The sequence below is a fragment of the Paenibacillus sp. SJS-P3 genome (assembly GCF_056711585.1).
On sequence record NZ_CM160043.1, the window covers coordinates 2,282,976 to 2,309,649 of the forward strand.

Annotated in this window: 26 protein-coding genes and 2 pseudogenes; 25 read left to right on the plus strand and 3 right to left on the minus strand. The window is 57.9% G+C overall.

Translation table 11 applies throughout. The features are described from left to right. Positions 1 to 16: 16 nt before the first annotated feature. From mutL to glnA, 18 genes and pseudogenes are all read left to right on the plus strand, one after another. Positions 17 to 2,177, plus strand: a pseudogene (gene mutL / locus AC06G8_RS10495) (DNA mismatch repair endonuclease MutL). A gap of 251 nt (positions 2,178 to 2,428) precedes the next feature. Beyond that, positions 2,429 to 2,956: pseudogene (locus tag AC06G8_RS10500) on the plus strand (class I SAM-dependent methyltransferase); the annotation flags it as partial. Then, entirely contained in the window at positions 2,949 to 3,947 is a 999-nt protein-coding gene (gene miaA / locus AC06G8_RS10505; RefSeq protein WP_447664666.1) for a tRNA (adenosine(37)-N6)-dimethylallyltransferase MiaA, read from the plus strand. The pseudogene AC06G8_RS10500 and the gene miaA, both read left to right, overlap by 8 nt. Beyond that, positions 3,931 to 4,176, plus strand: coding sequence for an RNA chaperone Hfq (hfq, locus tag AC06G8_RS10510; protein ID WP_447664667.1), 246 nt, complete (start codon positions 3,931 to 3,933; stop codon positions 4,174 to 4,176). Before miaA ends, hfq begins: the two co-directional genes overlap by 17 nt. A 162-nt stretch (positions 4,177 to 4,338) precedes the next feature. After that, positions 4,339 to 6,975: a transglycosylase domain-containing protein gene (locus tag AC06G8_RS10515; RefSeq protein ID WP_480285239.1), complete on the plus strand. Its 2,637-nt coding sequence runs from the start codon at positions 4,339 to 4,341 to the stop codon at positions 6,973 to 6,975. Between the two features lie 242 nt (positions 6,976 to 7,217). After that, complete coding sequence (locus AC06G8_RS10520) at positions 7,218 to 7,907, plus strand: peptidylprolyl isomerase (protein WP_480285240.1); 690 nt, start codon at positions 7,218 to 7,220, stop codon at positions 7,905 to 7,907. Between the two features lie 84 nt (positions 7,908 to 7,991). Next, positions 7,992 to 8,246, plus strand: a complete 255-nt coding sequence (locus tag AC06G8_RS10525) for a hypothetical protein (RefSeq protein WP_480285241.1) — start codon at positions 7,992 to 7,994, stop codon at positions 8,244 to 8,246. 195 nt (positions 8,247 to 8,441) lie between these two features. Next, positions 8,442 to 9,428 carry a cytochrome aa3 quinol oxidase subunit II gene (gene qoxA / locus AC06G8_RS10530; RefSeq protein ID WP_447664671.1) on the plus strand — a complete coding sequence of 329 codons (987 nt, stop codon included), beginning with the start codon at positions 8,442 to 8,444 and terminating at the stop codon, positions 9,426 to 9,428. Between the two features lie 25 nt (positions 9,429 to 9,453). After that, complete coding sequence (locus AC06G8_RS10535) at positions 9,454 to 11,424, plus strand: cbb3-type cytochrome c oxidase subunit I (protein ID WP_447664672.1); 1,971 nt, start codon at positions 9,454 to 9,456, stop codon at positions 11,422 to 11,424. After that, on the plus strand, positions 11,424 to 12,029 hold the full coding sequence (gene cyoC / locus AC06G8_RS10540; protein WP_048745903.1) for a cytochrome o ubiquinol oxidase subunit III: 606 nt from the start codon (positions 11,424 to 11,426) through the stop codon (positions 12,027 to 12,029). Before AC06G8_RS10535 ends, cyoC begins: the two co-directional genes overlap by 1 nt. Next, positions 12,030 to 12,368, plus strand: a complete 339-nt coding sequence (gene cyoD / locus AC06G8_RS10545; protein ID WP_447664673.1) for a cytochrome o ubiquinol oxidase subunit IV — start codon at positions 12,030 to 12,032, stop codon at positions 12,366 to 12,368. 230 nt (positions 12,369 to 12,598) lie between these two features. Then, entirely contained in the window at positions 12,599 to 13,156 is a 558-nt protein-coding gene (locus AC06G8_RS10550; protein WP_048745902.1) for a ribonuclease FAU-1 family protein, read from the plus strand. After that, on the plus strand, positions 13,153 to 13,863 hold the full coding sequence (locus tag AC06G8_RS10555; RefSeq protein ID WP_480285242.1) for a YdcF family protein: 711 nt from the start codon (positions 13,153 to 13,155) through the stop codon (positions 13,861 to 13,863). The genes AC06G8_RS10550 and AC06G8_RS10555 overlap by 4 nt, the downstream gene beginning before the upstream one ends. Positions 13,864 to 13,985: 122 nt before the next feature. Beyond that, the gene (locus AC06G8_RS10560) at positions 13,986 to 14,999 is read left to right on the plus strand and encodes an AAA family ATPase (protein WP_447664753.1); all 1,014 of its coding nucleotides are present in this window, start codon (positions 13,986 to 13,988) and stop codon (positions 14,997 to 14,999) included. Between the two features lie 22 nt (positions 15,000 to 15,021). Continuing rightward, entirely contained in the window at positions 15,022 to 16,347 is a 1,326-nt protein-coding gene (gene hflX / locus AC06G8_RS10565) for a GTPase HflX (protein WP_480285243.1), read from the plus strand. A gap of 19 nt (positions 16,348 to 16,366) precedes the next feature. After that, the gene (locus AC06G8_RS10570) at positions 16,367 to 17,602 is read left to right on the plus strand and encodes a methionine gamma-lyase family protein (protein WP_480285417.1); all 1,236 of its coding nucleotides are present in this window, start codon (positions 16,367 to 16,369) and stop codon (positions 17,600 to 17,602) included. A gap of 92 nt (positions 17,603 to 17,694) precedes the next feature. Next, a complete protein-coding gene (locus AC06G8_RS10575) occupies positions 17,695 to 18,108 on the plus strand; it encodes a MerR family transcriptional regulator (RefSeq protein WP_048745897.1) in 414 nt (137 codons plus the stop codon). A 35-nt stretch (positions 18,109 to 18,143) separates the two neighbouring features. Next, positions 18,144 to 19,472 (plus strand): type I glutamate--ammonia ligase, encoded by a 1,329-nt coding sequence (glnA, locus tag AC06G8_RS10580; RefSeq protein WP_447664676.1) that lies wholly within the window; start codon positions 18,144 to 18,146, stop codon positions 19,470 to 19,472. A 213-nt stretch (positions 19,473 to 19,685) separates the two neighbouring features. On the opposite strand, the gene AC06G8_RS10585 is transcribed toward glnA, so the two are convergent. Then, positions 19,686 to 20,099 (minus strand): cupin domain-containing protein, encoded by a 414-nt coding sequence (locus AC06G8_RS10585; RefSeq protein WP_480285244.1) that lies wholly within the window; start codon positions 20,097 to 20,099, stop codon positions 19,686 to 19,688. Positions 20,100 to 20,135: 36 nt separating this feature from the next. Beyond that, on the minus strand, positions 20,136 to 20,972 hold the full coding sequence (locus tag AC06G8_RS10590) for an SDR family NAD(P)-dependent oxidoreductase (RefSeq protein ID WP_480285245.1): 837 nt from the start codon (positions 20,970 to 20,972) through the stop codon (positions 20,136 to 20,138). A gap of 209 nt (positions 20,973 to 21,181) precedes the next feature. Between AC06G8_RS10590 and AC06G8_RS10595 the strand changes: the two genes are divergently transcribed. From AC06G8_RS10595 to AC06G8_RS10605, 3 genes are all read left to right on the plus strand, one after another. After that, positions 21,182 to 21,727 carry a TetR/AcrR family transcriptional regulator gene (locus AC06G8_RS10595; protein WP_480285418.1) on the plus strand — a complete coding sequence of 182 codons (546 nt, stop codon included), beginning with the start codon at positions 21,182 to 21,184 and terminating at the stop codon, positions 21,725 to 21,727. Positions 21,728 to 21,976: 249 nt separating this feature from the next. Next, positions 21,977 to 22,432 (plus strand): GNAT family N-acetyltransferase, encoded by a 456-nt coding sequence (locus AC06G8_RS10600; RefSeq protein ID WP_480285419.1) that lies wholly within the window; start codon positions 21,977 to 21,979, stop codon positions 22,430 to 22,432. Positions 22,433 to 22,671: 239 nt separating this feature from the next. Continuing rightward, the gene (locus tag AC06G8_RS10605) at positions 22,672 to 23,244 is read left to right on the plus strand and encodes a hypothetical protein (RefSeq protein WP_480285246.1); all 573 of its coding nucleotides are present in this window, start codon (positions 22,672 to 22,674) and stop codon (positions 23,242 to 23,244) included. Between the two features lie 136 nt (positions 23,245 to 23,380). Here AC06G8_RS10605 and lexA read toward each other — a convergent pair whose 3' ends face one another. After that, a complete protein-coding gene (gene lexA, locus AC06G8_RS10610; RefSeq protein WP_447664679.1) occupies positions 23,381 to 24,004 on the minus strand; it encodes a transcriptional repressor LexA in 624 nt (207 codons plus the stop codon). A gap of 210 nt (positions 24,005 to 24,214) precedes the next feature. Between lexA and AC06G8_RS10615 the strand changes: the two genes are divergently transcribed. From AC06G8_RS10615 to AC06G8_RS10630, 4 genes are all read left to right on the plus strand, one after another. Beyond that, positions 24,215 to 24,679 carry a LysM peptidoglycan-binding domain-containing protein gene (locus tag AC06G8_RS10615; RefSeq protein ID WP_480285247.1) on the plus strand — a complete coding sequence of 155 codons (465 nt, stop codon included), beginning with the start codon at positions 24,215 to 24,217 and terminating at the stop codon, positions 24,677 to 24,679. Between the two features lie 161 nt (positions 24,680 to 24,840). After that, positions 24,841 to 25,032 (plus strand): DUF896 domain-containing protein, encoded by a 192-nt coding sequence (locus tag AC06G8_RS10620; RefSeq protein WP_447664681.1) that lies wholly within the window; start codon positions 24,841 to 24,843, stop codon positions 25,030 to 25,032. 1 nt (position 25,033) lies between these two features. Continuing rightward, complete coding sequence (locus tag AC06G8_RS10625) at positions 25,034 to 26,020, plus strand: aldo/keto reductase (protein WP_447664682.1); 987 nt, start codon at positions 25,034 to 25,036, stop codon at positions 26,018 to 26,020. A gap of 96 nt (positions 26,021 to 26,116) precedes the next feature. Continuing rightward, positions 26,117 to 26,632, plus strand: coding sequence for a hypothetical protein (locus AC06G8_RS10630; RefSeq protein WP_232312963.1), 516 nt, complete (start codon positions 26,117 to 26,119; stop codon positions 26,630 to 26,632). Positions 26,633 to 26,674 lie beyond the last annotated feature (42 nt).

Below are 26,674 nucleotides of genomic sequence, written 5' to 3' on the forward strand. Positions count from 1 at the left end.
GGAAAGGAGACCGGCCATGGCCAGAATTCAAGTGATGGACGAGCATTTGGCGAACCAGATCGCCGCGGGCGAAGTCGTCGAGCGGCCCGCGTCAGTCGTGAAGGAGCTGGTGGAGAACGCGGTCGATGCCGGAGCAACCTCCATCGACATCACGATCGAAGAGGGAGGACTCAGCCTGATCCGCGTCCAGGACGACGGCGGCGGCATCGAAGCGGAGGACATGGAGACGGCGTTCCAGCGGCATGCCACGAGCAAGCTGCTGGACAGCCGGGATTTGTTCCGCATCGCGAGCCTCGGCTTCCGCGGCGAGGCGCTGCCGAGCATCGCGGCTGTCGCCAAGGTCGACTGCACGTCGGCCGGAAGCGACAGCGGACTCGGCCGGCGCATCGTGATGGAAGGCGGGCGGATGACCGCCGACGAGCATGCCGGAGCCGCTCAAGGCACCGATATGCTCGTGCGCGATCTGTTCTTCAACACGCCCGCCAGGCTCAAGTACATGAAGAGCATCCAGACGGAGCTTGGACATATATCGGACTATATTTACCGCATCGCGCTCGCGCATCCCGGGATCGCCTTCTCGCTGACCCACAACGGCGGCAATCTGCTGCGGACGCTAGGCAACGGGGATCGGCTGCAGGTAATCGCGGCGGTATACGGCACCGCTACGGCCAAGGCGATGCTGCCGCTGCGGGGAACTCATCCCGACTACGAGCTGAACAGCTACATCTCCAAGCCGGAGATGACGAGGGCGAGCCGGAGCGCGATCACGACCGTCGTCAACGGACGTTATATCCGCAGCTTCACCGTGCAGCAGGCTCTCCTGGCCGCCTACCATACGCTGCTGCCGATCAACCGGTTCCCGATCGCAGTCCTGGAGATCGGGATGCATCCCGGTCTCGTCGACGTCAACGTGCATCCATCCAAGATGGAGGTGCGCTTCAGCAAGGAGCCGGAGCTCAAGGCGTTCCTGGAGGAGACGGTCAAGGAAGCGCTCGGCGGCAGACGGCATATTCCAGGCCCGGAGTCCGGCCGTTCCGAGCGTTCCGGCCCGTTGTACCGCCAGGAGCAGCTGCGCTTCCATCAGCCGGAGCCTGATGCAGGCCGCTCCGCCGCCGGCGGCGGAGCGGCGGAGCCGCCGCCTGGCCTGGCTTCCGCGGCGCGCGAGGCAGCCGCCGGCTCGGCGCATGCTGCATGGCCCGCGCAGGCCCGCGCTGCCGGCACCGGACGCCAAGGCCCGCCTCCAGGCAGCGCGGCGGCCGGGCCCTGGCGCCCTGCGGCAGCCGCCTCGGGCGGCCCCGCCGTTCCGCCTGACGCCGCTCAGCGGCTGTACGCGCCTGCCGCCGGCATGGCGGCCGATCGCGCCGGAGCCGTGCGGGAGCAGGCAGGCGGAGCTTATGCCGCCGTTCCCGCTCCTGCAGGCGCCGTGCCCGCTGGCCTTGCGGGCGGAGCTTTCTTCCCCGAGCCGGCGGTCAGCGGCATGGCTCCGTCCCCTCAAGCCGGCTCTGCCGAACCCGGAGGTCCGGACATGCCGGCCGAATCCGTCCCTGGAGCGGCGAGCAGCCTCTCCGATGCCCCCGAAGGCGGGACGGGCTTCCCGGAGCTCAGCTGGGTCGGACAGATGCACGGCACGTATCTGATCGCGCAAAACGAGGAAGGCATGTACATGATCGACCAGCATGCCGCCCACGAGAGGATCAATTACGAATACTATTACCGCAAGTTCGGGGAGCCGGGCAGCGAGAGCCAGGTTCTGCTCGTTCCCTTTACGCTCGAGTATACGAGCGCAGACGCCCAGCAGCTGGCCGGGAGGCTGGAGCTGCTGGCGGAAGCAGGCGTGGAGATGGAGCCCTTCGGTCCCCAATCGTTCCTCGTCCGCTCCCATCCTCATTGGTTCCCCAAGGGCGAGGAGCAGCAGCTCGTCGAGGAGATGGCGGAATGGGTGCTGCGCGAGAAGCGGGCGGTGGACATCGCCAAGCTTCGGGAGGAAGCGGCCATCATGTGCTCCTGCAAGGCTTCCATCAAGGCGAACGACCGGCTGAGCCGCGAGGAAGGCGAAGCCCTTTTCGCCAGGCTGGCCGCCTGCGCCCAGCCCTATACCTGTCCGCACGGGCAGGCCGATTCTGGTCCATATTTCCAACTATCAGCTAGAGAAAATGTTCAAACGGGTGATGTCATGATCGTCACGACGACGGATCAGCCGAGCGGAGCCATGCTTGACGCTGCCGCCCGCCTGGCGGAGGAGCTGGGCGCGCGGCTCGTGAGCCGCAGAGGACGCACGCTCGGCCAATTAGCGGCAAATTACGGCGACAAGGAGCTGCTGGTCGCCACGAGCACGCAGCTTCGTTATTACGGCGGCCCCGATGAGCCGCCCTTTTATTTCCATCCCAGCATGGCCTACGTCCGCGTGAAGCGGCTGCGCAAGGGAGAATCCGATCCGCTGGTGGAGCTGGCCGGCTGCCGTCCGGGAGACAGCGTCCTGGACTGCACGGCCGGACTTGCCGGCGATTCCATCGTGTTCTCGTACGCGGCCGGACCGGAAGGAAGCGTGACGGCGCTGGAGAGCGAGCCGGTGCTGCATGCCGTAGTCCGTGAAGGGCTTCAGCGCTATGAGACGCCTCTCGAGGACGTGAATGAAGCTTTCCGGCGCATCAGGCCGGTGCTCGCCGGCCATGCCGACTTTTTGAAGTCGCTGCCCGACGACAGCTTCGATATCGTCTACTTCGATCCCATGTTCCGCGACCCGGTGCAGGAATCGAGCTCGATCGAGCCTCTGCGCGGCTTGGCGAACCACGGCGCGCTTGCAGCGGAGACCGTCCGCGAAGCTGTCCGGGTAGCGAGAAGAACGGTGCTGCTCAAGGAAAAAAACAACAGCCCGGAGTTTCAGCGGCTCGGCTTCGAGCGCTGTCCGGGGAAAAAGACATCCGCTGTCGGATACGGAGTGATTCGAATTGACTAAACAGCCGCTTCTGGTTCTGGTCGGGCCGACGGCGGTCGGCAAGACGAAGCTGAGCCTGGAGCTTGCCAAGGCATGGAACGCGGAAATCATCTCGGGAGACTCCATGCAGGTGTACCGGGGAATGGACATCGGCACGGCCAAGATCGGCTCCGATGAGATGGAGGGGATTCCCCATCATCTCATCGATGTCCGGAATCCGGACGAGCCTTACTCGGCTGCCGACTTCCAGGAAGCGTGCAGCCGCCTCATTCCGGAGATCGCATCCCGGGGCAAGCTTCCCTTCATTGTCGGCGGCACCGGACTCTACATCGAGTCGGTCTGTTACGGATACCAGTTCTCCGAGGCGGGATCGGATGAAGCCTTCCGTGCGGATCTCCAGAAGCTCGCGGCTGCCGATGGCGTCGATGCCCTGCATGCCAGGCTGGCTGCCGCAGATCCCGAGTCCGCGGCCAAGCTGCATCCGAACGATGTGAGAAGAGTCATCCGCGCGCTGGAAATCCTCCATGTGACGGGGGAAACGATGAGCAGCCAGCTCGCCGGACAGAAAAAAGAGTCGCCCTACGAATTAGTTGTTCTGGGGCTGCAGATGGACCGTGCGGAGCTGTACGGCAGAATCGAGGAGAGAATCGATCTCATGATGGAGGCCGGGCTGCCGGAAGAGGTCGCCCGCTTGCTGGAGCAAGGCGTGCCGGAGAACGCCGTGGCCATGCAGGGGCTGGGATACAAGGAGCTCGTTCCCTGGCTGAGAGGCGGGACGACGAAGGAAGAAGCCGTCCAGCTGCTCAAGCGGGATACGAGAAGATTCGCCAAGCGCCAGCTGAGCTGGTTCCGGCATATGAAGGACATTCATTGGATCGATGCTGGCGAAAATTTTCACAACAATTTGGAGCTTATCCATGCTATACTAGCAGGAAAGTTTGCAGTCGATCTTGAATATACCACTAACCAATCCTTTTTGACGGGGGTAACTTCCAATGAACAAATCCATTAATATTCAAGATACGTTCCTGAACCAGCTCCGCAAGGACAGCATCCCGGTCACGGTCTACCTCACCAATGGTTTCCAGATCCGCGGGGTTATCCGCGCCTTTGATAATTTCACAATCATCATCGATTCCGACGGACGCCAGCAAATGGTGTACAAGCATGCGATCTCGACGTTCACGCCTCAGCGCAACGTATCGCTCGTGCAGCCGCAGGACAGCTCTTCGGAATCCTAGGACAGGCTTTGCCGCTATGAGCGGTGAAACCTTTCCTGCAGCAGCTTCGTTAAGGAAATATCGGTCCGAAGAACAACCCGCTCTCCGGCAGGGTTGTTCTTCTGTTTCCAGGGTATACCTATATCGGGACAGAAGAGACCGACCGGAAGGAGAACGACAGACATGCCAGACCAGAGAAAAAAAGGGGATTTTCCGGCGCAGCCGGCAAGCAAGAAGGGCAATAGGAAAAAAGGCCGGATCAGCCGGAAGCGGAAATGGTTCTACGGCTTGTTCTTCACGGGAGCACTCGCCGTCGTCGCCGGCATCGTCGGCTACCTGCTGGTCATCCTCAACGGCGAACGCATCCTCGCCGCCAACAAGGATGTGCTCAGCCTGACGGAGGCTTCCGTCGTCTATGATTCCAGCAACAACAAGATCGCGAGCCTGGCCAGCGTCAATCGGCAGAACGCCGAATTCTCGGAGCTTCCCGAGAAGCTTCGCGACGCGTTCATCGCGACGGAAGACAAGCGATTCGAGGAGCATTCCGGTATCGACATGCTCGGCATCGGGCGCGCGCTCGTCAAGGACGTCATCGCGCGGAGCGCCAAGGAAGGCGCGAGCACGATCACGCAGCAGCTGGCGCGCAACCTGTTCCTGAACCAGGACAAGACGTTTTTCCGCAAAGCGACGGAGGCTTCGATTGCCGTTGCCCTGGAAAACCAGATGACCAAGGACGAGATTCTCACGATGTACCTGAACCGGATCTACTTCGGCAACGGCATCTATGGCGTGAAGCTCGCCGCCAAATATTACTTCAACAGCAGCCTTGAAGACCTCAAGCTGTGGCAGATGGCTACTCTTGCCGCCATTCCGAAGGCGCCAAGCTATTATAATCCGAAGGATGACATCGAGCGCTCGACGCAGCGCCGGGCCGTCGTCCTCACCCTGATGAAAGACCAAGGCTATATTACGCAAGAGGAGGAGGACCAAGCCAAGGCGGTCGTCTACAAGCCGCCGGGCGAGTTCAACTCCGGCAGCGACCGCAACAAATTCCTGACCTATGTCGACTATGCCGTCAAGGAAGCGATGCAGGTCATGGATATGTCCGAGGATGAGATCCGCTTGGGCGGATACAAGATCTACACGTCGCTGAACGCTACGGCCCAGCAGACGATCGAGGACGAGTTCGACGACGACAGCAACTTCGAGAAAAGTCCGGACGAGCAGAAGCAGCAGGCGGCCATGGTCATCATGGACCATAGCGACGGCTCGATCAAGGCGATGATCGGCGGCCGGGATTATGTGCGCAAGGGACTCAACCGCGTCACGGTTCCGCGGCAGCCGGGCTCCTCATTCAAGCCGATCACCGTATACGGCCCGGCGCTGGAGACAGGCGACTACACGCCCGGATCGACTTTGCGGGACGACAAGAAATGCTACGGCGATTATTGTCCTTCCGATTCCAACAAAAACAAATATATCGGTCCTGTCAGCATGAGCCAGTCCATCATGGAGTCGCGCAACGCCTCTGCGGTATGGCTGCTCAACGAGATTGGAGTCAGCAAGGGAGTAAGCTTTTCTGGCAAGCTCGGCATGCCGCTGGACAAGGACGACCGCAATCTGGCGATCGCGCTGGGCGGGCTGTCTCATGGCGTAACCCCCCTGCAGATGGCGACAGCGTACAGCGCATTCGCCAATGACGGCAAGTCGGTGGACGCCCATACGATCGTCAAGATCGTCGGCCATTCGCAGGAGACGAGATACGAGTATTCCGGGGCGAAGCCCAAGCAGCTCATGAAGGAGCAGACGGCGGCTTACATGACGGAGCTCCTGCAAGGTGTCGTCGGTCCGGGCGGCACGGGCCGGGGAGCGGCCATCGACCGGCCGCTGGCAGGCAAGACCGGTACGACGCAGCATGGCATCAGCGGTCTGAAATCCAGCTACAACCGCGACGCCTGGTTCGTCGGCTACACGCCGGAATGGACTGCCGCGGTATGGATGGGCTATGACAAGACCGACAAGGAGCATCTGCTCAAGAAGAGCAGCTCCGCAGCCGCGGCGCTGTTCTCGAAGGTCATGTCCAAGGCGATGAAGGACGTGCCGAAAGGCTCGTTTGGCAAAGCTCCTTCGGAGCCGACTCCGACTCCGCCGGCAGCGGATGCGCCGGAACAGGTCAAAAATCTGACGGGTTCCTACGATCCGAACCAAATGCTCGTGTCGCTGCGCTGGACTCCTGTAGAAGGCGAAGGGATCAGTTACCGGATCTACCGCAAGGATTCCTCCCAGGCGGAGTTCAGCCGCGTGCTTGATTCTGCTGCGGCGGGAAGCGTCGATGACATGAGCGTGGCGCCTGGCATGTCGTACGAATATTACGTGACGGCCTATAATAGCGAATCCGGCTTGGAAGGACCTCCTTCAGCCCGGATAGCGATTGAAATTCCTGCGGTCGAGATCAGCCCTTCGCCGACTCCTTCCGATAACGGCTGGGATGACGGCAGCGGCAACAACGGCAATGGCAATGGGAACGGCTACGGAAATGACGGCAACGGAAATGGCAATAATGGAAACGGCAACGGAAACGGAAACAACGGCAACGGAAACGGAAACAACGGCAACGGAAATGGAAACGGCCAAGGAGGCGGACAGCAGGGTGGGGAATCGACTTCCCAGCCAACCCCAACCCCGACCCCGACCCCAACGCCGACCTCGACTCCGGCCGATGCCGGGGGAACGGGCAGCGGCGATGGAACTGGCGGCACTTCTCCCTCCGGCGATGCAGCCGGACTCCCTTCGGTTCCGGCTGAATCAACCGGACCTTAGCCCAAGCGGGCATCGGAGCTTCGACAAAGCGAGCTCCGATGCCCGTTCCATTGACATCGGAGCTCCGTTTCCATGAGAGCCCCGATGCCCGTTCCATTGACATCAGAGCCCCATTCCATGCGAGCCCCGATGCCTGTCCCATTGACATCAGAGCCCCATTCCATGCGAGCTCGGATGTCCGTTCCGTCTGAAGTCGCATTCCGAAAACAATTATCTTCACGGAAAAGGAAGTCATGACAACCATGAAAAAGAACCTTCAAGCCCTATCCGTCCTCCTGCTCGGCACCGCTCTTCTTGCGGCGGGCTGCGGAGCGAAGCCTGAGGGCAACGAATCTTCTGCCGCAAGCGCCAATACGCCGGCAAGCAATGCTTCAGGCGATGCCAGCGGATCGGCCGCCAAAAGCTGGAGCAAAAAGCCCGACATGGCGATCGATACATCCAAAAAATATCAGGCGGTCGTCAAAACGACGGATGGCGAGTTCACGATCGACCTTTTCGCGAAGGATGCGCCCGAAACGGTCAACAGCTTCGTCTTTCTGGCCCGGCAGACATTTTATGACGGCATCGTCTTTCACCGGATCATTCAGGACTTCATGATCCAGACGGGCGATCCGACGGGCACGGGAGCAGGCGGACCGGGCTATACGATACCGGATGAGCTGAACAACGGTCATGCCTACAAGAAAGGCGTCGTGGCGATGGCCAATACGGGACAAGCCGACACGGGAGGCAGCCAGTTCTTTATCGGCACGGGTCCAAGCGTCGAGAGCTTGAGCCAGCTTCCGAACTATACGATTTTCGGAGAGATTTCGGGCGGAATGGACGTCGTGGACAAGATCGCGGCAACTCCGGTCGAGGGGAATGCCCAAGGCGAGCCCAGCAAGCCGACTCAAACGGTGAGCATCCAAAGCGTCGAAATCAAGGAAAGCTGATTCCCGTTGTCTGATGTTCCGCCGAATATGTGAACATGATGTGAATTTCCCTCATATGCTGTACTGGCAGAGGAGGGATCTCATATGGGCAAGCATGGCGCGGCGGGTATGGGAAGATGGCTGAGGATCTACGCCTGGGCAGTGCTGGCGGCAGGGGCGGTTTTGTGCGGAGGCTTCCTGTATCCGTTCAACGACGGCAATATGGCGCTCATGGCAGGCGTCGGCTGCCTCATAGCCGCGCCCGTCGTCTATATCGCGTCCTTCATGTTTCCGCTGGCGGACGAGTACATCGGCCGCCATTCCGGCGAAGGCGCGGAGCGTTCCGGCAGACGACGGTAATATTTCGCAAATATAAGGACATTCAATGAACAAGATTTTACGGAAATCGCACAAAAATAAGACGGATTCGTTAACGGGGGCGCCGAAAGGCGTCCTTTTTGCTATGCTGGTACACGAGAGAGGAAATGTTCTGTCTAGAGCATACTCGGTTAATGGGTAATAGCAGTATGGAGATGGCCAAAAGGAGATGAAACGATGAAAAATTCACACAAGTGGCTATGGGGGCTCGGGATTGCCCTTGCCATAGCTGCTGTGGCCATCGTGGTGGTATGGTCCGGCAGCCTCATGGTGCTGGATCCGAAAGGTCCGGTCGCGGAGATTCAGAAAAACCTGATCTGGATTTCCGTCATTTTGTGCGCGGTCATTATCGTGCCTGTGCTCGGCATTTTTGCGTTCATTATCGTGCGGTACCGCGATAAGCCGGACAACAAGGCGCCATACGAGCCGAACTGGTCTCACAGCACGAAGCTGGAGGTGATCTGGTGGGGGATCCCGATCGTCATCGTCGTGCTGCTGGGATACTACACGGTTCGCGATACGTACAAGCTGGTCAAGCCGCCGGCCGAAACCGCCCATGTAGCGCCGGTGACGATCCAGGTGACGTCGATGGACTGGAAATGGCTGTTCCAGTACCCGGATCAGGACATCGCGACGATCAACTACATCAACATTCCGGAGAACACTCCGATCCAGTTCGTTCTGACGTCCAGCGCGGCGATGAACTCCTTCTGGATTCCGCAGCTCGGCGGCCAGACGTACGCGATGCCGGGCATGGCGATGAGGATGTGGCTGCAGGCGGATGAAACAGGTGAGTACTTCGGCTCCGGAGCCAACTTCACCGGCACCGACTTCGCCAAGATGAACTTCACCGTGAAGTCGATGTCCCAGGACGACTTCAACGACTGGGTAAGCAAGTCGCAGCAGGAGACGGCCAAGCTGGACAACGCCGCCTACAACAAGCTCTCGGTCAAGGGAACGGCGGATATTCAAACCTTCGGCTCCATGGATCCGAACTTGTTCAGCTCGATCGTCATCAAAAACGGCGGGCATCACCATCCGGCCAACGGCCTGGATATCCGTGGCGCCTATCCGGTGAAGGACGGCAACAACGAAAGCTCCGGCTCCGAGCCGGATGCAGCAAATCAGACATCGGGCCTATCGCAGCCCGAAATGAACCACTAGGCGGCCAAGGGGAGGAAATTCATCCATGTTGGATTCGATAAAAGACTTTGCCGCCGATTTCTTCGTCACCGGCGATCCGCTCATCTATGGCGCGGATGTATCCATCGCTCTCGTCAGCATTGCCATCGTTTTCGTCCTGACCTACTTCAAAAAGTGGAAATGGCTCTGGCGCGAATGGCTGACGACGGTCGACCATAAGAAAATCGGCATCATGTACCTGATCGCCTCGCTGCTCATGCTGTTCCGCGGCGGCGTCGACGCCTTGCTCATGCGGACGCAGCTGGCGCTTCCGAACGTGGAGTTCCTGCAGGCGGACCACTATAACGCCATCTTCACCACGCACGGCACGATCATGATCCTGTTCATGGCGATGCCGATGATGTTCGCCCTCTTCAACATGGTCGTGCCTCTGCAGATCGGAGCCCGCGACGTCGCGTTCCCGTTCCTGAACGCGCTCAGCTTCTGGCTGTTCCTGATGGGTGCGATGCTGCTGAACGTATCGTTCGTCATCGGCGGCTCTCCCGATGCGGGATGGCTCAGCTATCCGCCTCTGTCGGAGCTCTCGGGCAGTCCCGGCGTCGGCCAGGACTTCTATATCTGGGGCATCCAGATTTCCGGTATCGGCTCCCTCGCTACCGGCATCAACTTCATCGTCACGATTCTGAAAATGCGCGCGCCAGGCATGAAGCTGATGAAAATGCCGCTGTTCTCCTGGTCCGTGCTTTCGGCGTGCATCACCATTCTGTTCGCCTTCCCGATCCTGACGATCACGCTCGCGCTGCTGTTCCTGGACCGCTATTTCGGGGCCCACTTCTTCACGCTTGACGGCGGCGGCATGTCGATGATGTATGTCAACCTGATCTGGATGTGGGGTCACCCCGAGGTGTATATCATCGTGCTTCCTGCCTTCGGCATCTTCTCGGAGATCGTGGCCACCTTCTCGAAGAAGACGATATTCGGCTACAAGTCGATGGTCTTCGCGATGATGGTCATCAGCGTCCTGTCCTTCTTCACCTGGGTCCATCACTTCTTCACCATGGGCTCGAGCGCGGACGTCAACTCGTTCTTCGCGATCACCACGATGGCGATAGCCATCCCGACCGGGGTCAAGGTGTTCAACTGGCTCTTCACCATGTTCCGAGGGAGAATCAGCTTCGAGAGTCCGATGCTCTGGACGATGGGCTTCATTCCTTGCTTCCTGGTCGGGGGAGCGACGGGCGTCATGCTCGCCGTCGCACCGGCGGACTTCCAGTACCACAACAGCTACTTCCTGATCGCCCACTTCCACCAGGTGATCATCGGCGGCGTCGTGTTCGGCTACCTCGCCGGCATCTACTACTGGTGGCCGAAGCTGTTCGGTTTCAAGCTCGACGAGAAGCGCGGACGCTGGGCGTTCTGGACATGGAACATCGGCTTCTACGTCTGCTTCTTCCCGCAGTACTTCCTCGGCCTTGACGGCATGACGCGCCGCGTCTACACGTACGGATGGGACCGCGGCTGGACTGCGCTCAACTTCACGAGCACGATCGGCGCCTTCATGATGGGCATCGGCTTCCTGTTCCAGGTATGGCAGATCGCTTACAGCGTCCGCAAGGGCGAACGGGCAACCGGCGATGCATGGAGCGGCAACGGCCGCACGCTGGAATGGTCGATTCCATCACCGCCTCCGGTATACAACTTCGCGGTTGTGCCTCAGGTGAAGCATGCCGACGACTGGTTCCATGTCAAGGAGGACAAGGCAAAAGGAATCGAGCGTCCCAAGCAGCAGCTGGAGCCGATCCATATGCCGAAGAACTCCGCCATTCCATTCGTCATGGCAAGCTTCTTCTTCCTCGTGGGCTTCGGCTTCACGTTCCACTGGACATGGATGATCATCGTCGGCGCGCTGGGCGTCTTCGGAAGCCTGTTCGCGCGTTCATTCAGCTACGATGTGGATTATTACATTCCGGTCGATGAGGTCATCGAGACGGAACGGAAATTAGGGAGGTCGTACTAATGCAGCAGCATATCGTCTCTCCTGAGGTCCACGAGCATCATACCCAGGAACAGGAGTCGCTCAAGACAGCGGGCTTCTGGCTGTTCCTGGTATCCGATACTCTGCTGTTCGGCACCTTGTTCGCGACTTATGTCGTCCTGGTCGGCCATACGAACGGCGGACCTTCGGGCAAGGAGCTGTTCGAGATACCGGGATTCGTCGCCTCGACGTTCCTCCTGCTTACATCGAGCTTCACGAGCGGCCTGGCCGTTCTCCAGATGCAGGCCAAAAAGCTGAGCGGCATGATTTTCTGGCTGATCATGACGCTCCTGCTCGGAGCGGCATTCCTTTACCTCGAGGTCACGGAGTTCGTGAACCTCGTCCATGAAGGAGCGAACATCGGCACGAGCGCGTTCCTGTCAGCCTTCTTCACCCTGGTCGGCACCCACGGAATCCACGTTACCGTCGGCATCTTCTGGTGCATCGGGCTGATCTTCCAGCTGCGCAAGCACGGAATTACAACGGTAACCAAGCGCAAGATTTCGAACTTCAGCCTGTACTGGCATTTTCTCGACGTGATCTGGATCTTCCTGTTCTCCGTCGTTTACCTCATGGGGGTGATGTAGATGAGCCAGCATTCCGATTCCCATGGACATGGCCATCACGAAGAGCATAGTCACGGGTCGCTCAAGTCCTATACGATCGGATTCATCATCTCGATCATTCTGACTGTCATCCCGATGCTCGTCGTTTTCAACGGCCTGATGTCCCGGACGGGGACGCTGCTAGTCATCCTCGTCACAGCGATCCTGCAGCTTCTCGTCCAGCTTTTCTTCTTCATGCATATCAACGAAGGCGAGAAGCCTCGGTACAACGTCATGGCGCTGGTCCTCGGCTTCGTCATCGTCATCACGATCGTTGCCGGCTCCGTATGGATCATGTCGTTCAACTCGGTCGTCCAATAAGCATTTTTCCTATCCCCGCCTCCAATCAGGAGCGGGGATATTTTCTTTTGAAGCGGTTGTTTTCGCCTTGACATGGTCAAGGCAGGTTGGTCTTATTTGGCGTTACCGCTGGAGATGGACAGTAAGATGTGGTAAGCTGTCAACTAAAGGAAAGACGGAAGAAAGGCAGGGGCGGAACGTGCATAGTCGCAGCGCCATTGCCGCATCTTAAGGGAAAGGGTACGTTCCATATGAAACGAAAATTTTCGGATCGGGCCAACTGGCGGCGTATCCTGCGCAAAAGCTACACTTGCCTGACGCTTGACGGAGAGGATTTCAGAGGGCTGGTCACGTTTTACCGGATTCACGACCTCCGGGAACCGCTCTGGAAGGAGTACAACGGACGGAGGCTCTGCCTGGCCGACCGGGGCTATCTTTGGATGCAGCATTTTCCCCGCGGCGAGCATTTCGTCGTCACGACCATGTTCGACGACAAGGGCAAGGTCGTGCAGTGGTACATCGACATCTGCAAGACGCAAGGCCTGACGGACCAGCAGGTTCCCTGGTTCGACGATCTCTATCTGGATATCGTCGTGCTTCCTACGGGAGAAGTGTTCCTGATGGACGAGGATGAGCTGGAGGATGCGATCCGCGACGGCGATGTGACTCGCAAGGAAGCGGCGATGGCCCGCAAGACGGCGGGAAGGCTGCTTGCCGCCATCAAGAACGGCCGCTTCCGCTACTTTACGCTCAGCCTGCGCCACCGCAAGACGCTGGCCGAACGGATGGGCGAGGTCAGCGAATCATGAAGGCGGCAGGGGCGGGGACGAACAAGTCGAAGCCGACAAAAAAGACCGGGGCGGCGAAGAAGCCTGCCGCCCGGCGCAAAAAAAACCGACATGGCGGCCTGCTGGGCCGCCTTGTGCGCGCTTGCCTGATTATCGGGGCGCTCGGTGTTTTTGCGGCGGGTTATCTGTTCTGGCAAATCACGCACTATTCTCCTCCCAATCCTGTGCCGCAGCGCCAGGCGGGAATCGTGCTCGGAGCCGCTCTCTGGAACGATGCGCCGAGCCCTGGACTCAAGGAACGGCTGGATCAGGCGCTGAAGCTGTACCACGCCGGGAGAGTAGAGAAGCTGATCGTCTCCGGAGGGCTGGACCGCAACGGATCCAAGCTGACCGAAGCGCAGGGAATGAGGGTCTATCTCGTTTCGCGCGGCGTACCCAAGGATGCCGTCATCCTCGAGAACCGGGCGACAAGCACGTACGAGAACCTGGTGTTCAGCCGGGAGGCCGGCGAGGCTGCCGGCATCAAGTCCTATCTGATCATTACGCATGAATATCATGCCTCCAGGGCGCTCGACATGGCGCGGTTCCTCGGATTTCCCGACCCGGCCGTGAGCTCCGTCAAATCCAAAGTGCTCAACGCGGCAGCCAACGAGACCCGCGAGACGCTCGCTTACGGCAAATGGCAGCTGGACAAGCTGCTCATGCTGGTCGGGCTAAAGTCCGTATGAAATCTCTGCGCAATCGTTCAAAGTCCGATCTGAAGTCTGTCTGATTCTGTTAATATGGCTCTGCTGTCCCGAATACAATTGGTAGAGCCATTCAATTGCAGGAAGGACAGGTGATGCCGCGGATGAACGGACACGCCGCTTCGGGACATCAGGGCGCGAGGCCCTCCCGCCAAATAAATGTCGTGCTGCGAAGCCATGAGACATACGGTCTTGGAGCATCCTCTGCAGCCGCCCAGCAGGTCGATTATCCCGAGCCTGCGGGGGCCGTCAGGCAGGCCCCCGCAGCCGATCCATATGCCGAGATCCAAAAGGAAATGGAGCATATGGTCGGCATGGAAGGGGTCAAATCGCTTATCTATGAAATCTATGCCTTGCTTCTGATCAGCCAGATGCGCACGGAAGCCGGGCTCTCTGGCGGAGCGCAAGTCTATCATATGATATTCAAGGGCAATCCCGGCACCGGCAAGACGACGATTGCACGCATCGTCGCCAAGCTGTTCCAGAAGATGGGCCTGCTGTCCAAGGGACATCTGATCGAGGTCGAGCGGGCGGATCTGGTCGGCGAATACATCGGGCATACCGCACAGAAAACCCGCGACCTTGTGAAAAAGGCGCTGGGAGGCGTTCTGTTCGTCGATGAAGCCTACAGCCTGGCAAGAGGCGGGGAGAAGGACTTCGGCAAGGAAGCGATCGATACGCTCGTCAAAGCGATGGAGGACTACCGCAGCCAGTTCGTCCTCATTCTGGCAGGCTATCCGCTCGAGATCGAGCATTTTCTCCTGACGAATCCCGGCCTGCCTTCGAGATTCCCGATCCAGATCGACTTTCCGGACTATTCGGTGGACCAGCTCATTCAGATCGCGGAGCTGATGGCCAAGGACCGGGACTACTCCTTGCTCCCGCAAACCGTCTTCAAGCTGAGGAGCCATCTGATGCAGGAAAAGACGGCAACGCTCTATTCGTTCAGCAATGCCCGCTATGTCCGCAATCTTATCGAAAAAGCCATCCGCCATCAGGCCGTCAGGCTCCTCAACCAGTATGCGTCTACCAGTCCCGGCAGACAGGAGCTCATGAGCATCCGTCCGGAAGACATGCGCTGGGAGGGGAAGGTCAAGCAGCCTGGTGAAATCGGATAGGGCGAAAGGAGCTTCCCGAAGCTTGGATACGACAACCTATGAAACGGATCACGGCATGCCCGACAGGGCCATTCTCGTCAGTCTGGTCACCCAGGAGGCGAAGCGCGGCCCTTCGGATCCGGAGCATTCGCTCGAAGAGCTCGCCAACCTGGCCGATACGGCCGGCGTCGAGGTGCTTGCTACCGTCATTCAGAACAAGGAAGCGCCGGATCCCAAATGGCTCGTCGGCAAAGGCAAGGTCGAGGAGATCCGCGCCGTCAAGGATGAGCTCGTCGCGACGACGATCATTTTCGACCAGGAGCTGTCCGGAGCGCAGGTGCGCAATCTCGAGGAATCGCTCGATGCCAAAATCATCGATCGGACCCAGCTTATTCTCGATATATTCGCCGGAAGGGCGAAAACCCGGGAGGGCATCATCCAGGTCGAGCTCGCCCAACTGAGCTACCTGCTGCCGCGACTGTCGGGACATGGAAAGAATCTGTCCCGCCTCGGCGGCGGCATCGGCACTCGCGGTCCGGGGGAGAGCAAGCTTGAGACCGACCGGAGGCATATCCGGGGACGAATCTCCGATCTCAAGGCCCATCTGCGGGAGCTGACGCGCACCCGCGAGCTGCACCGGGAGCGGCGGCGCAAGACGGGCGTGACCCAAGTCGCGCTTGTCGGATATACGAACGCAGGCAAGTCGACGCTGATGAATGAGCTCACGCTCGCCGACGTGCTGGTCGAGAACCGGCTGTTCGCTACGCTGGACCCGACCTCCCGGGTTCTCGTGCTGCCAAGCGGCAACGAAGTCGTGCTCACGGATACGGTCGGCTTCATCCAGAACCTGCCCCATGATCTTGTGGCCGCCTTCCGCGCCACCTTGGAGGAAGTCGCGGAGGCGGACCTGATCCTGCATGTCGTGGACAGCTCTTCTCCGATGCGGCGCGAGCAGATGCGCGTCGTCGAGGAGCTGCTTCAGCAGCTCGGGGCATCGGACAAGCCGCTCCTGCTCGTGTATAATAAGAAGGATCTGGTCGGAGGAGCGCTCAGAAGCCTGCTTCCGTCCAGCGGTCCTCGGCAGCTGCTCATCAGCGCCTACGACGCTGAAGACCGGATCCGCCTGCTGGAGGCGATCCAGGACGAGCTTTCGGGGGAGACCCGGTTGTTTGCCTTGCCGGCCGACCGCGGAGACCTGATCGCGCTAGCCTACCGTTGCGGCGAGGTGCTGGAGCGGGAAGCGGACGGCGACGTCCTATTGCTGACGGTGGAGCTCAACCGCGCGGATTACGAAGTGAACGGACATAAGCTGGAGCCATACCGCCAGTCGCGGACCAGCGCCGGAATTACGACACAGCAAGGAGACTGAATACAAGTTGGACAAGCTCATGAAGCTTGCGCAGGCGGCAGAAGCGAAGGTTCAATCCCGATTCGCGGAATTGGACCTCGTCGCCGAGCGCAATCAATGGAAAGTCATCGAAGCGTTTCAGAAGCATAAGGTCAGCGATTTTCATTTCAACGGATCTACCGGATACGGTTACAACGATCGGGGGCGCGAAGTGCTCGATCTCGTGTATGCCGACGTCTTCCGGTCCGAGGCCGCTCTCGTGCGGCCTCATTTTGCGTCCGGGACGCATACGATCAGCACGGCGCTGTTCGGACTGCTCCGTCCCGGGGACGAACTGCTGTACGTGACGGGGCGTCCTTACGACACCTTGCACAAGGTCATCGGCAAGCCCGGCGACGGCACTGGCTCCCTTCAGGATTGGGGAATCCTCTACAAGGAGGCGGCGCTGGCGCCGGATGGCGGCGTCGATTGGGAAGCAGTGGAGACGCTCATTACGGAGCGGACCCGCGTCATCGGCATCCAGCGCTCGAGGGGCTACGACTGGAGAGCTTCGTTCACCGTCGATCAGATCGGAGAGATGGTCCGCCGAGTAAAATCCTTGAAGCCGGATGTGCTCGTGTTCGTCGACAATTGCTACGGCGAGTTCACGGAATTGTCGGAACCGACCGAGGTCGGAGCCGATCTCATCGCAGGCTCGCTCATTAAGAACCCCGGCGGCGGACTTGCCGCGACAGGCGGATACATAGCGGGCAAGGCCGATGCCGTCCAGGCGGCCGCCTACCGGCTCACGGCGCCGGGCATCGGCTCCGAGGTCGGAGCGATGCTGGATACGCTGCGCGGCATTTATCAAGGACTGTTTCTGGCTCCGCATCTCGTCGGGCAGGCATTGAAGGGAAGCGTGCTGTCGGCGACGATGTTCGAGGAGCTCGGGTTCGAAACGTCCCCGGCCTGGAACGATCCGCGCACGGACCTGATCCAGGCGATCCGTTTCGGCTCTCCTGACGCTCTCACGGCATTTGTGCAAGGCATTCAGGCGGCGGCGGCTGTCGACTCGCATGTCGTGCCGGAGGCATGGGACATGCCGGGATACGAGCATCCGGTCATCATGGCGGCCGGCGCGTTCATCCAGGGAGGCAGCCTGGAGCTGTCTGCCGACGCGCCCATCCGCGAGCCTTATATCGCGTACATGCAAGGTGGATTGACCTACTCCCATGTCAAGTACGCTTTGCTGCAGTCGCTTCAAAGACTGGAGCAGCAGGGCATTATTGTCAGTTAAACTTACACAAGAACCTAACATGACTTGACACCTTTATGTCGCGCGATTACAATAGGTTCATAACTTATCGCGATTGGAAGGTTGATGTGAACATGGCTGACGATATACGCCGCAATATGGCTTTGTTTCCGATCGGAATCGTGATGAAGCTCACGGACCTGACCGCACGCCAAATCCGCTATTACGAGCAGCATGAATTGATTGTCCCGGCGCGGACTTCGGGCAACCAAAGGCTGTTTTCCTTTAACGACGTGGAGCGGCTGCTTGAGATCAAATCCCTCATCGAGAAGGGAGTCAACATCGCCGGAATCAAGCAGGTGATGAACCCGGTCTCCAAGGAATCCGAGGATGCGACCATCATGACGGAGATTTCCGAAGTGAAGCGCCGCGAGCTCAGCGATTCCCAGCTCCGCCTGCTCCTGAAGCAGCAGCTGCAAGAGAAGCGCCCTGGCAAAGCTTCGCTCATCCAAGGCCAGCTGAGCCGTTTTTTCCCGAACAAACGCTGACAGCAACCTATTATATGATGTGAGGAGTAGATACGGTGAGTTACAACAAAGAAGATATCAAGCGCATCGCCAAGGAACAGAATGTCAGATTCATCCGTCTGCAGTTCACGGATCTGCTGGGCACGATCAAAAACGTCGAGATCCCGGTCAGCCAGCTTGAGAAAGCTCTCGACAATAAAATGATGTTCGACGGCTCCTCGATCGAAGGATATGTCCGCATCGAGGAATCCGATATGTACCTGTATCCCGACCTCAGCACATGGGTCGTATTCCCGTGGGTTACGGAGGACCGCGTCGCCCGCTTGATCTGCGACATTTACATGCCGGACGGCACGCCGTTCGCCGGCGATCCGCGCGGCATTCTGAAGCGCGTGCTCAAGGAAGCCGAGGATATGGGCTTCTCCGCGATGAACGTCGGCCCCGAGCCTGAGTTTTTCCTGTTCAAGACAAACGAGAAGGGCGAGCCGACGACCGAGCTCAACGACCAGGGGGGTTATTTCGATCTGGCGCCGATGGACCTCGGCGAGAACTGCCGCCGCGAAATCGTGCTGACGCTCGAGGAGATGGACTTCGAGATCGAAGCTTCCCACCACGAGGTCGCTCCCGGCCAGCATGAGATCGACTTCAAATATGCGGACGCCATCAAAGCGGCCGATCAGATCCAGACCTTCAAGCTCGTCGTCAAGACTGTCGCGCGCCAGCACGGCCTGCACGCGACCTTCATGCCGAAGCCGCTGTTCGGAGTCAATGGCTCCGGCATGCACTGCCATCAGTCGCTGTTCCGCGGCGGAGAGAACGCCTTCTATGACGAGGACGACCAGCTCGGACTCAGCCCGACGGCGCGTTATTACATGGCCGGCCTTCTGCGCCATGCACGCGCGATGACCGCCATCACCAATCCGACCGTCAACAGCTACAAGCGTCTGGTGCCTGGTTACGAGGCGCCGAGCTACGTCGCCTGGTCGGCAAGCAACCGCAGCCCGATGATCCGCATTCCGGCTTCCCGCGGCCTCAGCACCCGCGTCGAAGTGCGGAACCCGGATCCGGCGGCGAATCCGTACCTGGCTCTGGCCGTCATGCTGAAGGCGGGCCTGGATGGCATCAAGAACAAGCTGCCGCTGCCGGCTCCGATCGACCGCAACATCTATGTCATGACCGACGAAGAGCGTCTCGAGGACGGCATACCGAGCCTGCCGGAGGATCTTCGCGAAGCTCTGAACGAGCTGCTGCGCAGCGAGATCATTACGGAAGCTCTCGGCGACCACGCCTTGGCGCATTTCTACGAGCTCAAGGAAATCGAGTGGGACATGTACAAGACGCAAGTGCATGAGTGGGAACGCGATCAGTACCTGACTCTGTACTAAGTGGAGAGAACCGCGTTGTAGCCAGAGTGCTCGAATGGCAGCAGCGAGGCAAACGGCTGCGGTTGCAGGGACGCCGTGCCAATGGCCGAGTCGCTGCATGAACCGATCGCTGCGCTCATAGTGACTATGCGCCTGAATTCTCCATGCAAAATTTAAGCCCCGCTGACCAAATGGTCAGCGGGCTTTGTCGTTTCAAACTCAACCATGAAGCCTCTACTGGGATGCCTTTTCGTAAACTTCATCCGATACGGGCTCCAGCCATTCCGGCTTGCCGGCCGTAATGGCAAGATGCTCGAACCAGCTGTCCTTTGCCGCGCCATGCCAATGTTTTACGCCATCATGAGTAACGACAACATCGCCGGCTTTCAGCCGTTGAGCAGGCTTCCCTTCTTCCTGATACCAACCTTCGCCCCCCGTAACGAGCAGAAGCTGGAATCCATCCCGATGGATATGCCAATTATTCCGGCATCCGGGTTCAAAGGTCACATTCCCGACACCGACATTTACTTTAGGGTCGGCAATCAAGGTTTTGAGATAACTTTGGCCTATGAAATAGTTTGCATAGGCTTCATTTTTTTCTCCAACGGGAAAGATAACTCCATGTTTTACTTCTTCATATTTTGCCATCCTTGATTTCTCCTCTGTTAAATGTTTTTCCTTCACTTACTCATAAGACAGAGACGTGGACAAGCCGCGATAAGCATCGATCTGCTTCTGAAGTTCATTCACCTTTTGCTCAATAGCAGCGACTGCATCTGCGCCGGCAATCCAGCGCAGCGGAGGCTGCTTCTCGCTGGCGATGGTCAGCAGCGCATGGGCAAGCTTGGATGGATCCCCGCTTTGTTTCCCGTTCATTGCTTCCCATCCGGAGCGCGTTGCTGCTGTGCGGCTGGCGTAATCGTCAATGCTCAGCTCGGACCAAATGGTCGACTCCGGCTCAAGCAGCTCGGTCCGGAAGAATCCTGGCTCGACAATGGTGGTGTGGATTCCGAATGGAGCGACGTCCAGCTGGAGAGACTCCATCCAACCCTCAAGGCCAAATTTCGAAGCCGAATACGCCACGCAAAAGTCTTGGCCAACGATGCCTGCGAGCGAAGAGATGGAAATAATATGTCCGGAGCGAGCTTTGCGCATGACGGGAAGAACGGCTCTCGTAACATTCATCGGTCCAATGAGGTTGGTGTCGAGTTGCTTCTGGATTTGCGTCGGGGCCAGCTCTTCAAAGAAGCCTGCATAAAAGCTGGACGCATTATTGACAAGCACATCGATCGTGCCGAAACGCTCAACGGCTGCCTGTACGGCTGATTTGGATTCCTCAAGGCTGGTAACATCCAATCTGACAACGAGGAGATTTTCGTCATCTCCGATTGCCTGCTTGACTCTATCTGTATTGCGTCCGGAAGCAATGACTTTATGTCCCGCTGCCAAGGCTGCCTTTGCAATATCAACCCCCATGCCGCGTCCTGCACCTGTAATAAACCATACTTTTTGTTCCGACATAATGACTGCCTCCTGGTCTAGTTTATTGTGTAAGCTGGTGTAGCAAGTCGTGCAATTAACTGCATGTTAGTGCGATATCGCACATATGTGTATAATATAAGATGGCAGATGACTCTCTGCAAGGATCAATCTGGCTGCGTTTGCGCCTTATTGCACAAGGCGAAGTGAAATGTGCGATAAATTCCAAAAAAAGTATGGTGATGGCTAAAGTGTCGACCGTGGATAGAAGAATACTGAAATCTAAAGAAGCCATCAAGAATGCTTTTGTTCAACTCCTATCAGAGAAGAGCTTTGATGAGATCACCATGCAAGATCTTTCTGACCGGGCGAACGTTGGCCGCAGAACGATATATCATCATTATTTGGACAAGTATGACTTGCTGGACCAATTAATCGAAGAGCATATCGGCGAGCTTGGAAAGCTGTGCGCAGTCGGATCCGATCTGTCTTTTGCAGAAGGGAATTCACTTTGGTTCGACTATTTTGAACGGCACTATTCCTTCTTCTCGGCCATGTTGTCGAGCAAAGGAGCCCCTTTTTTTCGGAGCCGCTTCCTTGATTTCGTCATCGAGGAATTAGAAAGCGAAGTGGATGCTGCGGCAGGGAGAAATGCCGGTCTGAGCAAAGAGGTGGTTCTGCAGTTTTTTGGTGCGGCTGTAGTCGGAATTGTGGAGTCATATTTCAAAGAAGAAATACCCGGTTCTTCTCAAAGCATAGCAGAACAAGTAGGCATGCTCTTGGACAGGAACCTTTAGAAAGGCAGAGGGTGATGCGGTTGCCGGCGATCGGAGCGCGAATTGGAACAACGATACAAGGAAACCCGATCGGATGCGTTCGGAAGCTGCCGAGATTGCAATGAACGCATACATGCCGCTGATGATCAGCCAGCCTGGTCTAAAAGCAAGGCGTAAAAGAGGAACATTTTCTTTCCGCATCTCCCTATTTTTCTGGGCTGAACGCCGATATAATACGGTAAACGGATTGGTTAGGGGAGAAAGCGAATGATGCGCATAACCGTGGACGACTTGAACGGACCTGAAATCCAGGCATTGATCGGGGAACATCTCCAGGCGATGGCCGACAATTCTCCGCCTGAAAGCATGCATGCCTTGGATCTCAGCGGTTTGAAGAAGCCGGAAATTACGTTCTGGAGCGTATGGGACGGGGATGAGCTGCTCGGCTGCGGCGCTCTCAAGGAGCTTGACAACAGTCATGGCGAGCTCAAATCCATGAGGACGGCTTCAAGGCATCTGAGGAAAGGGGTTGCGCGAAAGCTTCTTGAACATATCATCGGGGAAGCGAAACGAAGGGGCTACGTTCGGATAAGCCTGGAGACGGGCACCATGGCTGCTTTCGTTCCGGCCAGGGATTTGTATGAGAGCTTCGGCTTCATTGAATGCGGACCGTTCGCCGACTATGCGGAGGACCCGAACAGCGTATTCATGACAAAACCGTTGTAACATAACGGAGCAGACGATAAGGGACTCCAACAATTGGTGTGATCTGCGGTATCCGCCGCTGCAGCATTGCGCTTTCGATACGTGCTTTGCTCGCACTCTATAGGCCTTTAACAGCGGCTGTCCTGTCGGACAAGCCGTTTTTTCTTTGTTCTCAGACAATCTGAGAGGGCATAGGCTCATACTCATAGGCATCTTGCCGGAGGATTGCGGTCCTGATCCGGTCCACAGGGGGGAAGAGCGTGGCAAGACAATCAAAGCCGCGGGCTCGGGTGTCGGGAATCGTGCTTGCGCGGACAGCCTCCAGCATGCTGCCGCTATACGCCCGGTTCGTTCGAAGCCGTCCATTCGCTGAGGAATGGAGCGCTGCTGTACGAGCGGCGGATCTCGACACGCTGTTGAAGCTGTTCAGGGAGGAGGTTCTGCTTGCGCCGGTCAATTCGTTCAGTACGAACGGCATCGGTTTCTTCGTGGACTTCAAATATCCGCCGCCTGTTCAGACGTACACGAATGCGACGACCATTCCTCCCGGAACGGCGCAATCCGCTTTCTCTGCAGCAATGCTCCGCAGGCTTTCGGGGGCCGTGCTGCCGCTCTACCGGCAGCTGGCCGGCAGCGGCATCTTCGCCAGGGAGGCGGCGGTTCTGATTCGAAGCGGGCAGGAGGAAAGGTTCCGTCGATTGATCAGGCCTTATGTGCGAAGCCGGCACTTGACCGGAATTCATCTTGAATCTTTCGGGTTCTACATGAGTTTTCAATACCCTGGCTCCAAGCATATCTACCGGAACGAATTTTTCCATGAAAAGTTCCAATGAGCATGCGAAAAGCAGCGAAAAATAAGAACCTTTGAAAAACAAACGCGCACTCTGTCAGAGTGCGCGAATGGCTGAATAAAGCCGAAAGCATGGGGGTAATGGAAGAGACTTCCTATTCGCCGGAAAGGGACAAGCCTCAGTGAAGATTGCGGAACAATCCGATTACCTTGCCGAGTATCGTCACATTCTTGAGCCGGATCGGCTCCATGGAGGAGTTCTCAGGCTGAAGCCGGATATGGTCGCGTTCCTTGTAGAACGTCTTGACCGTCGCTTCGTCATCTTCCGTCATGGCCACGACGATATCGCCGTTGCTGGCGGAAGGCTGCTGGCGGACGATGACGTAATCGCCATTATGTATGCCCGCTTCGATCATGCTCTCCCCGACGACACTCAGCATGAACACCTCGTGGTCGCCGACATAATCAGCCGGCAAAGGGAAGTACTCCTCGATGTTCTCGGTCGCCATGATCGGCACTCCGGCCGTTACCTTGCCGACGACGGGAACGCGGCTGATCGAGACGGGAAAGGGCAGCATGGCGGCATCGTCGCCGTCGAGGATCTCGATGGCGCGCGGCTTGGTAGGGTCGCGGCGGATCAGGCCCTTCTTCTCCAGGCGGTCCAGATGGCCATGCACCGTGGAGCTGGATGCCAGGCCTACCGCCTCGCCGATCTCACGTACTGAAGGTGGATAGCCTTTGTCCCGGACTTCGTTCTTGATGAAGTCAAGAATGGCCTGCTGGCGGTTGGACACTTTAGACATCGCAATCACTCCAAAACTAGAAATTAGTAGAAAGAAATATGTAGGCAAAGTATAGCACAGAACCCGAGTTCGTACAAACATAAGTTCGAGAAACAGCCGTTCGCATCGGGCATGCGCGTTCTGCGAACATACGTTCCAAATAAGCGTTGACCAAAACAAATGTTCGTGTTATTCTGTGAATAAGAACAAACGTTTGGGGAGTGAACGGTCATGATGACTTTATCTGGATATAGCACGCCGGAGCGCGGCTCTAAGGCAACGGTCCGCAGGCAAGAGCAGAAGCAGGAACATATTTATCTCAAGGAATGCTTCCGTCCCGGAGCAGGCGCTGGCGATTCCAGTTTCATCACCCGTTCCTCCGCTGGCTCTGCAAGGCCATCTGGGAACAGCCGTCTGCGCCGCCTGCTTCCTTATGTCGCGTCAATCCTCCTGTTCCTTCTGATCTTCTCCAGCTTCTGGGGATTTTCCGGAGCGAGCTCATCTCTCATCCCCCCCGCAGCTGAAGGCGAGCTTACAATTACGGTGACGAGCGGCGACACTCTATGGTCCATCGCCGGGAATTCCGGCCTTTCCAACGACATCAGGCGCAGCGTATTTATGATCAAGGAGCGCAACGGGCTGAAGGATTCCGATTTGCAGGCGGGACAGACCTTGATCATTCCCAAGCAATCTTGAACAGCTTCTTTTAGAGCTTCAGCTTGCTTGGTAGAGTCTAATTCCATCTCGATAGGTATCAGCTCCGGCGGACATCGCCGGGGTTTTTTGGCTTTCTTGACAAGCTCTTCTCCGTAGTTCAAAGTTAGAAGGAAACGTCAAGGAACAGAGGTGAACGACTAGTGGATATCGATACCTTGATCGCGAGGATCAACGAGCTTTCCCGCAAGCACAAATCTGTCGGGCTGACGCCTGAGGAAGTCATAGAACGGACGCAGCTCAGACAGCAGTATCTGGCCAATTTCAAGCGCAATTTCAAGCAGCAGCTGGACACCATTGAATGGGTGGATGACGAGAACAAGGGGGGCCAATAAAATGGAATACCGATTGCTCGGCAAAAGCGGGCTGGCCGTCTCGGAGCTGTGTCTCGGAACGATGATGTTCGGCAATACGACATCTGAAGAAGAAGCGACTCGCATGATCCACCATTTTCGCGGCGAGGGCGGCAATTTCCTGGATACCGCCAACGTCTATGCCGGAGGCAGATCGGAGGAGATCGTCGGACGGGCGATGTCAGGCAATCGGGACGAATATGTGCTGGCCACCAAGGTCCGCATGCAGACGGAAGAGCATATCAACGGAGCCGGACTGTCGCGCAAGCATATCGTTCAGAACGTGGAAGCGAGCCTGAAGCGGCTCGGCACCGATTATATCGACCTCTATCAGGTCCATGTATGGGATCATGCGACGCCGCTGGAGGAGACGCTTCGCGCTCTGGACGATCTCGTCTCCGCCGGCAAGATCAGATACATAGGATGCTCCAACTATTTGTCCTGGCAGATGATGAAGGCGCTCGCCATGAGCGACAGCCGGGGATGGTCGCGCTTCATCAGCGTGCAGCCGCAATACAGCCTCCTGAACCGTGAGATGGACCGGGAGATGGTGCCTCTCTGCCTGGAGGAGAACGTCGGCATCATTCCATGGGCGCCGCTCGGCGGAGGCTTCCTGACCGGCCGTTACGGGCGCCAGGAGCCGACAGAAGGCAGGCTGACTGCGAATGCCGGCGAGAGCTCCTGGCAATACCGGAATACGGATGCTAACTTCCGCATCCTTGACGTCTTGATGGAGGTCGCTGCGCAAGCCGGCAAGACGCCGGCGCAAACGGCTCTCCGCTGGCTCATCCAGCAGAAGGGCATCACGTCGCCGATCTTCGGAGTGAGCACTTACGCGCAGTACGAAGAAAACATGGGAGCCGCGGGCTGGGAGCTGACGAAGGAGCAATTTGCTGCTTTGGACGAAGCGAGCCGCCTTCCTTCGGAATATCCGACGCGATTCCTGGAGAAGTTCCGCAGGCCTCTCTGACAGACGGCCGTCGGCGTCTCCGCGCGAAACGGGAGGCGCCCCGCCTACGTATATGGACAAGCCGCCCTGACAAGGCCAACAAAATCAATCGCAGAGGTGACCCTATTGTCTCGTTCCTGGGAACGCAAAGTACGCCGCAATTCGGCGCAGATCAATGCCACTAGAAAGAAGAGGGGACAGACCGCCATCAAGCCCGCGGCGTCCGGGGATCGTACGGAACGGTTCAAAGGCCGCAACTACATCTCCCCGATCATGCTCGTGCTGTTCGTCGCCTTGTATGTGCTGATCCTTCCAAAAGATGAAGGAGCGACGAACTGGAACTGGATCGTCGTGGCAATGTATGTCTTCCTGGCCCTGATGTTCTTCCTGCGGCGCCCTTATTTGGCGGTCGGAGCCGATTTTGTGCAGACACGCCGCATGACCGGCGACAAGCGTCTGAATAAAGAAGCCATCAAAGGCATCTCGGTCATGAAAAGCTATGTCGTCATCGAGCAGGTCAAAGGGGCGAACTGGGTGTTCTCCCGGGTGCTGAACCGTTATCCTACGGACCGGATGGCGGTCAGCCTGGAGCAGTTCGCCGCCCGCAACGGCATTCCTTTTACGCAGAAATGACATCCGGCTTGCAGCCGTCAGCATGGACATAATGGTTCGAGG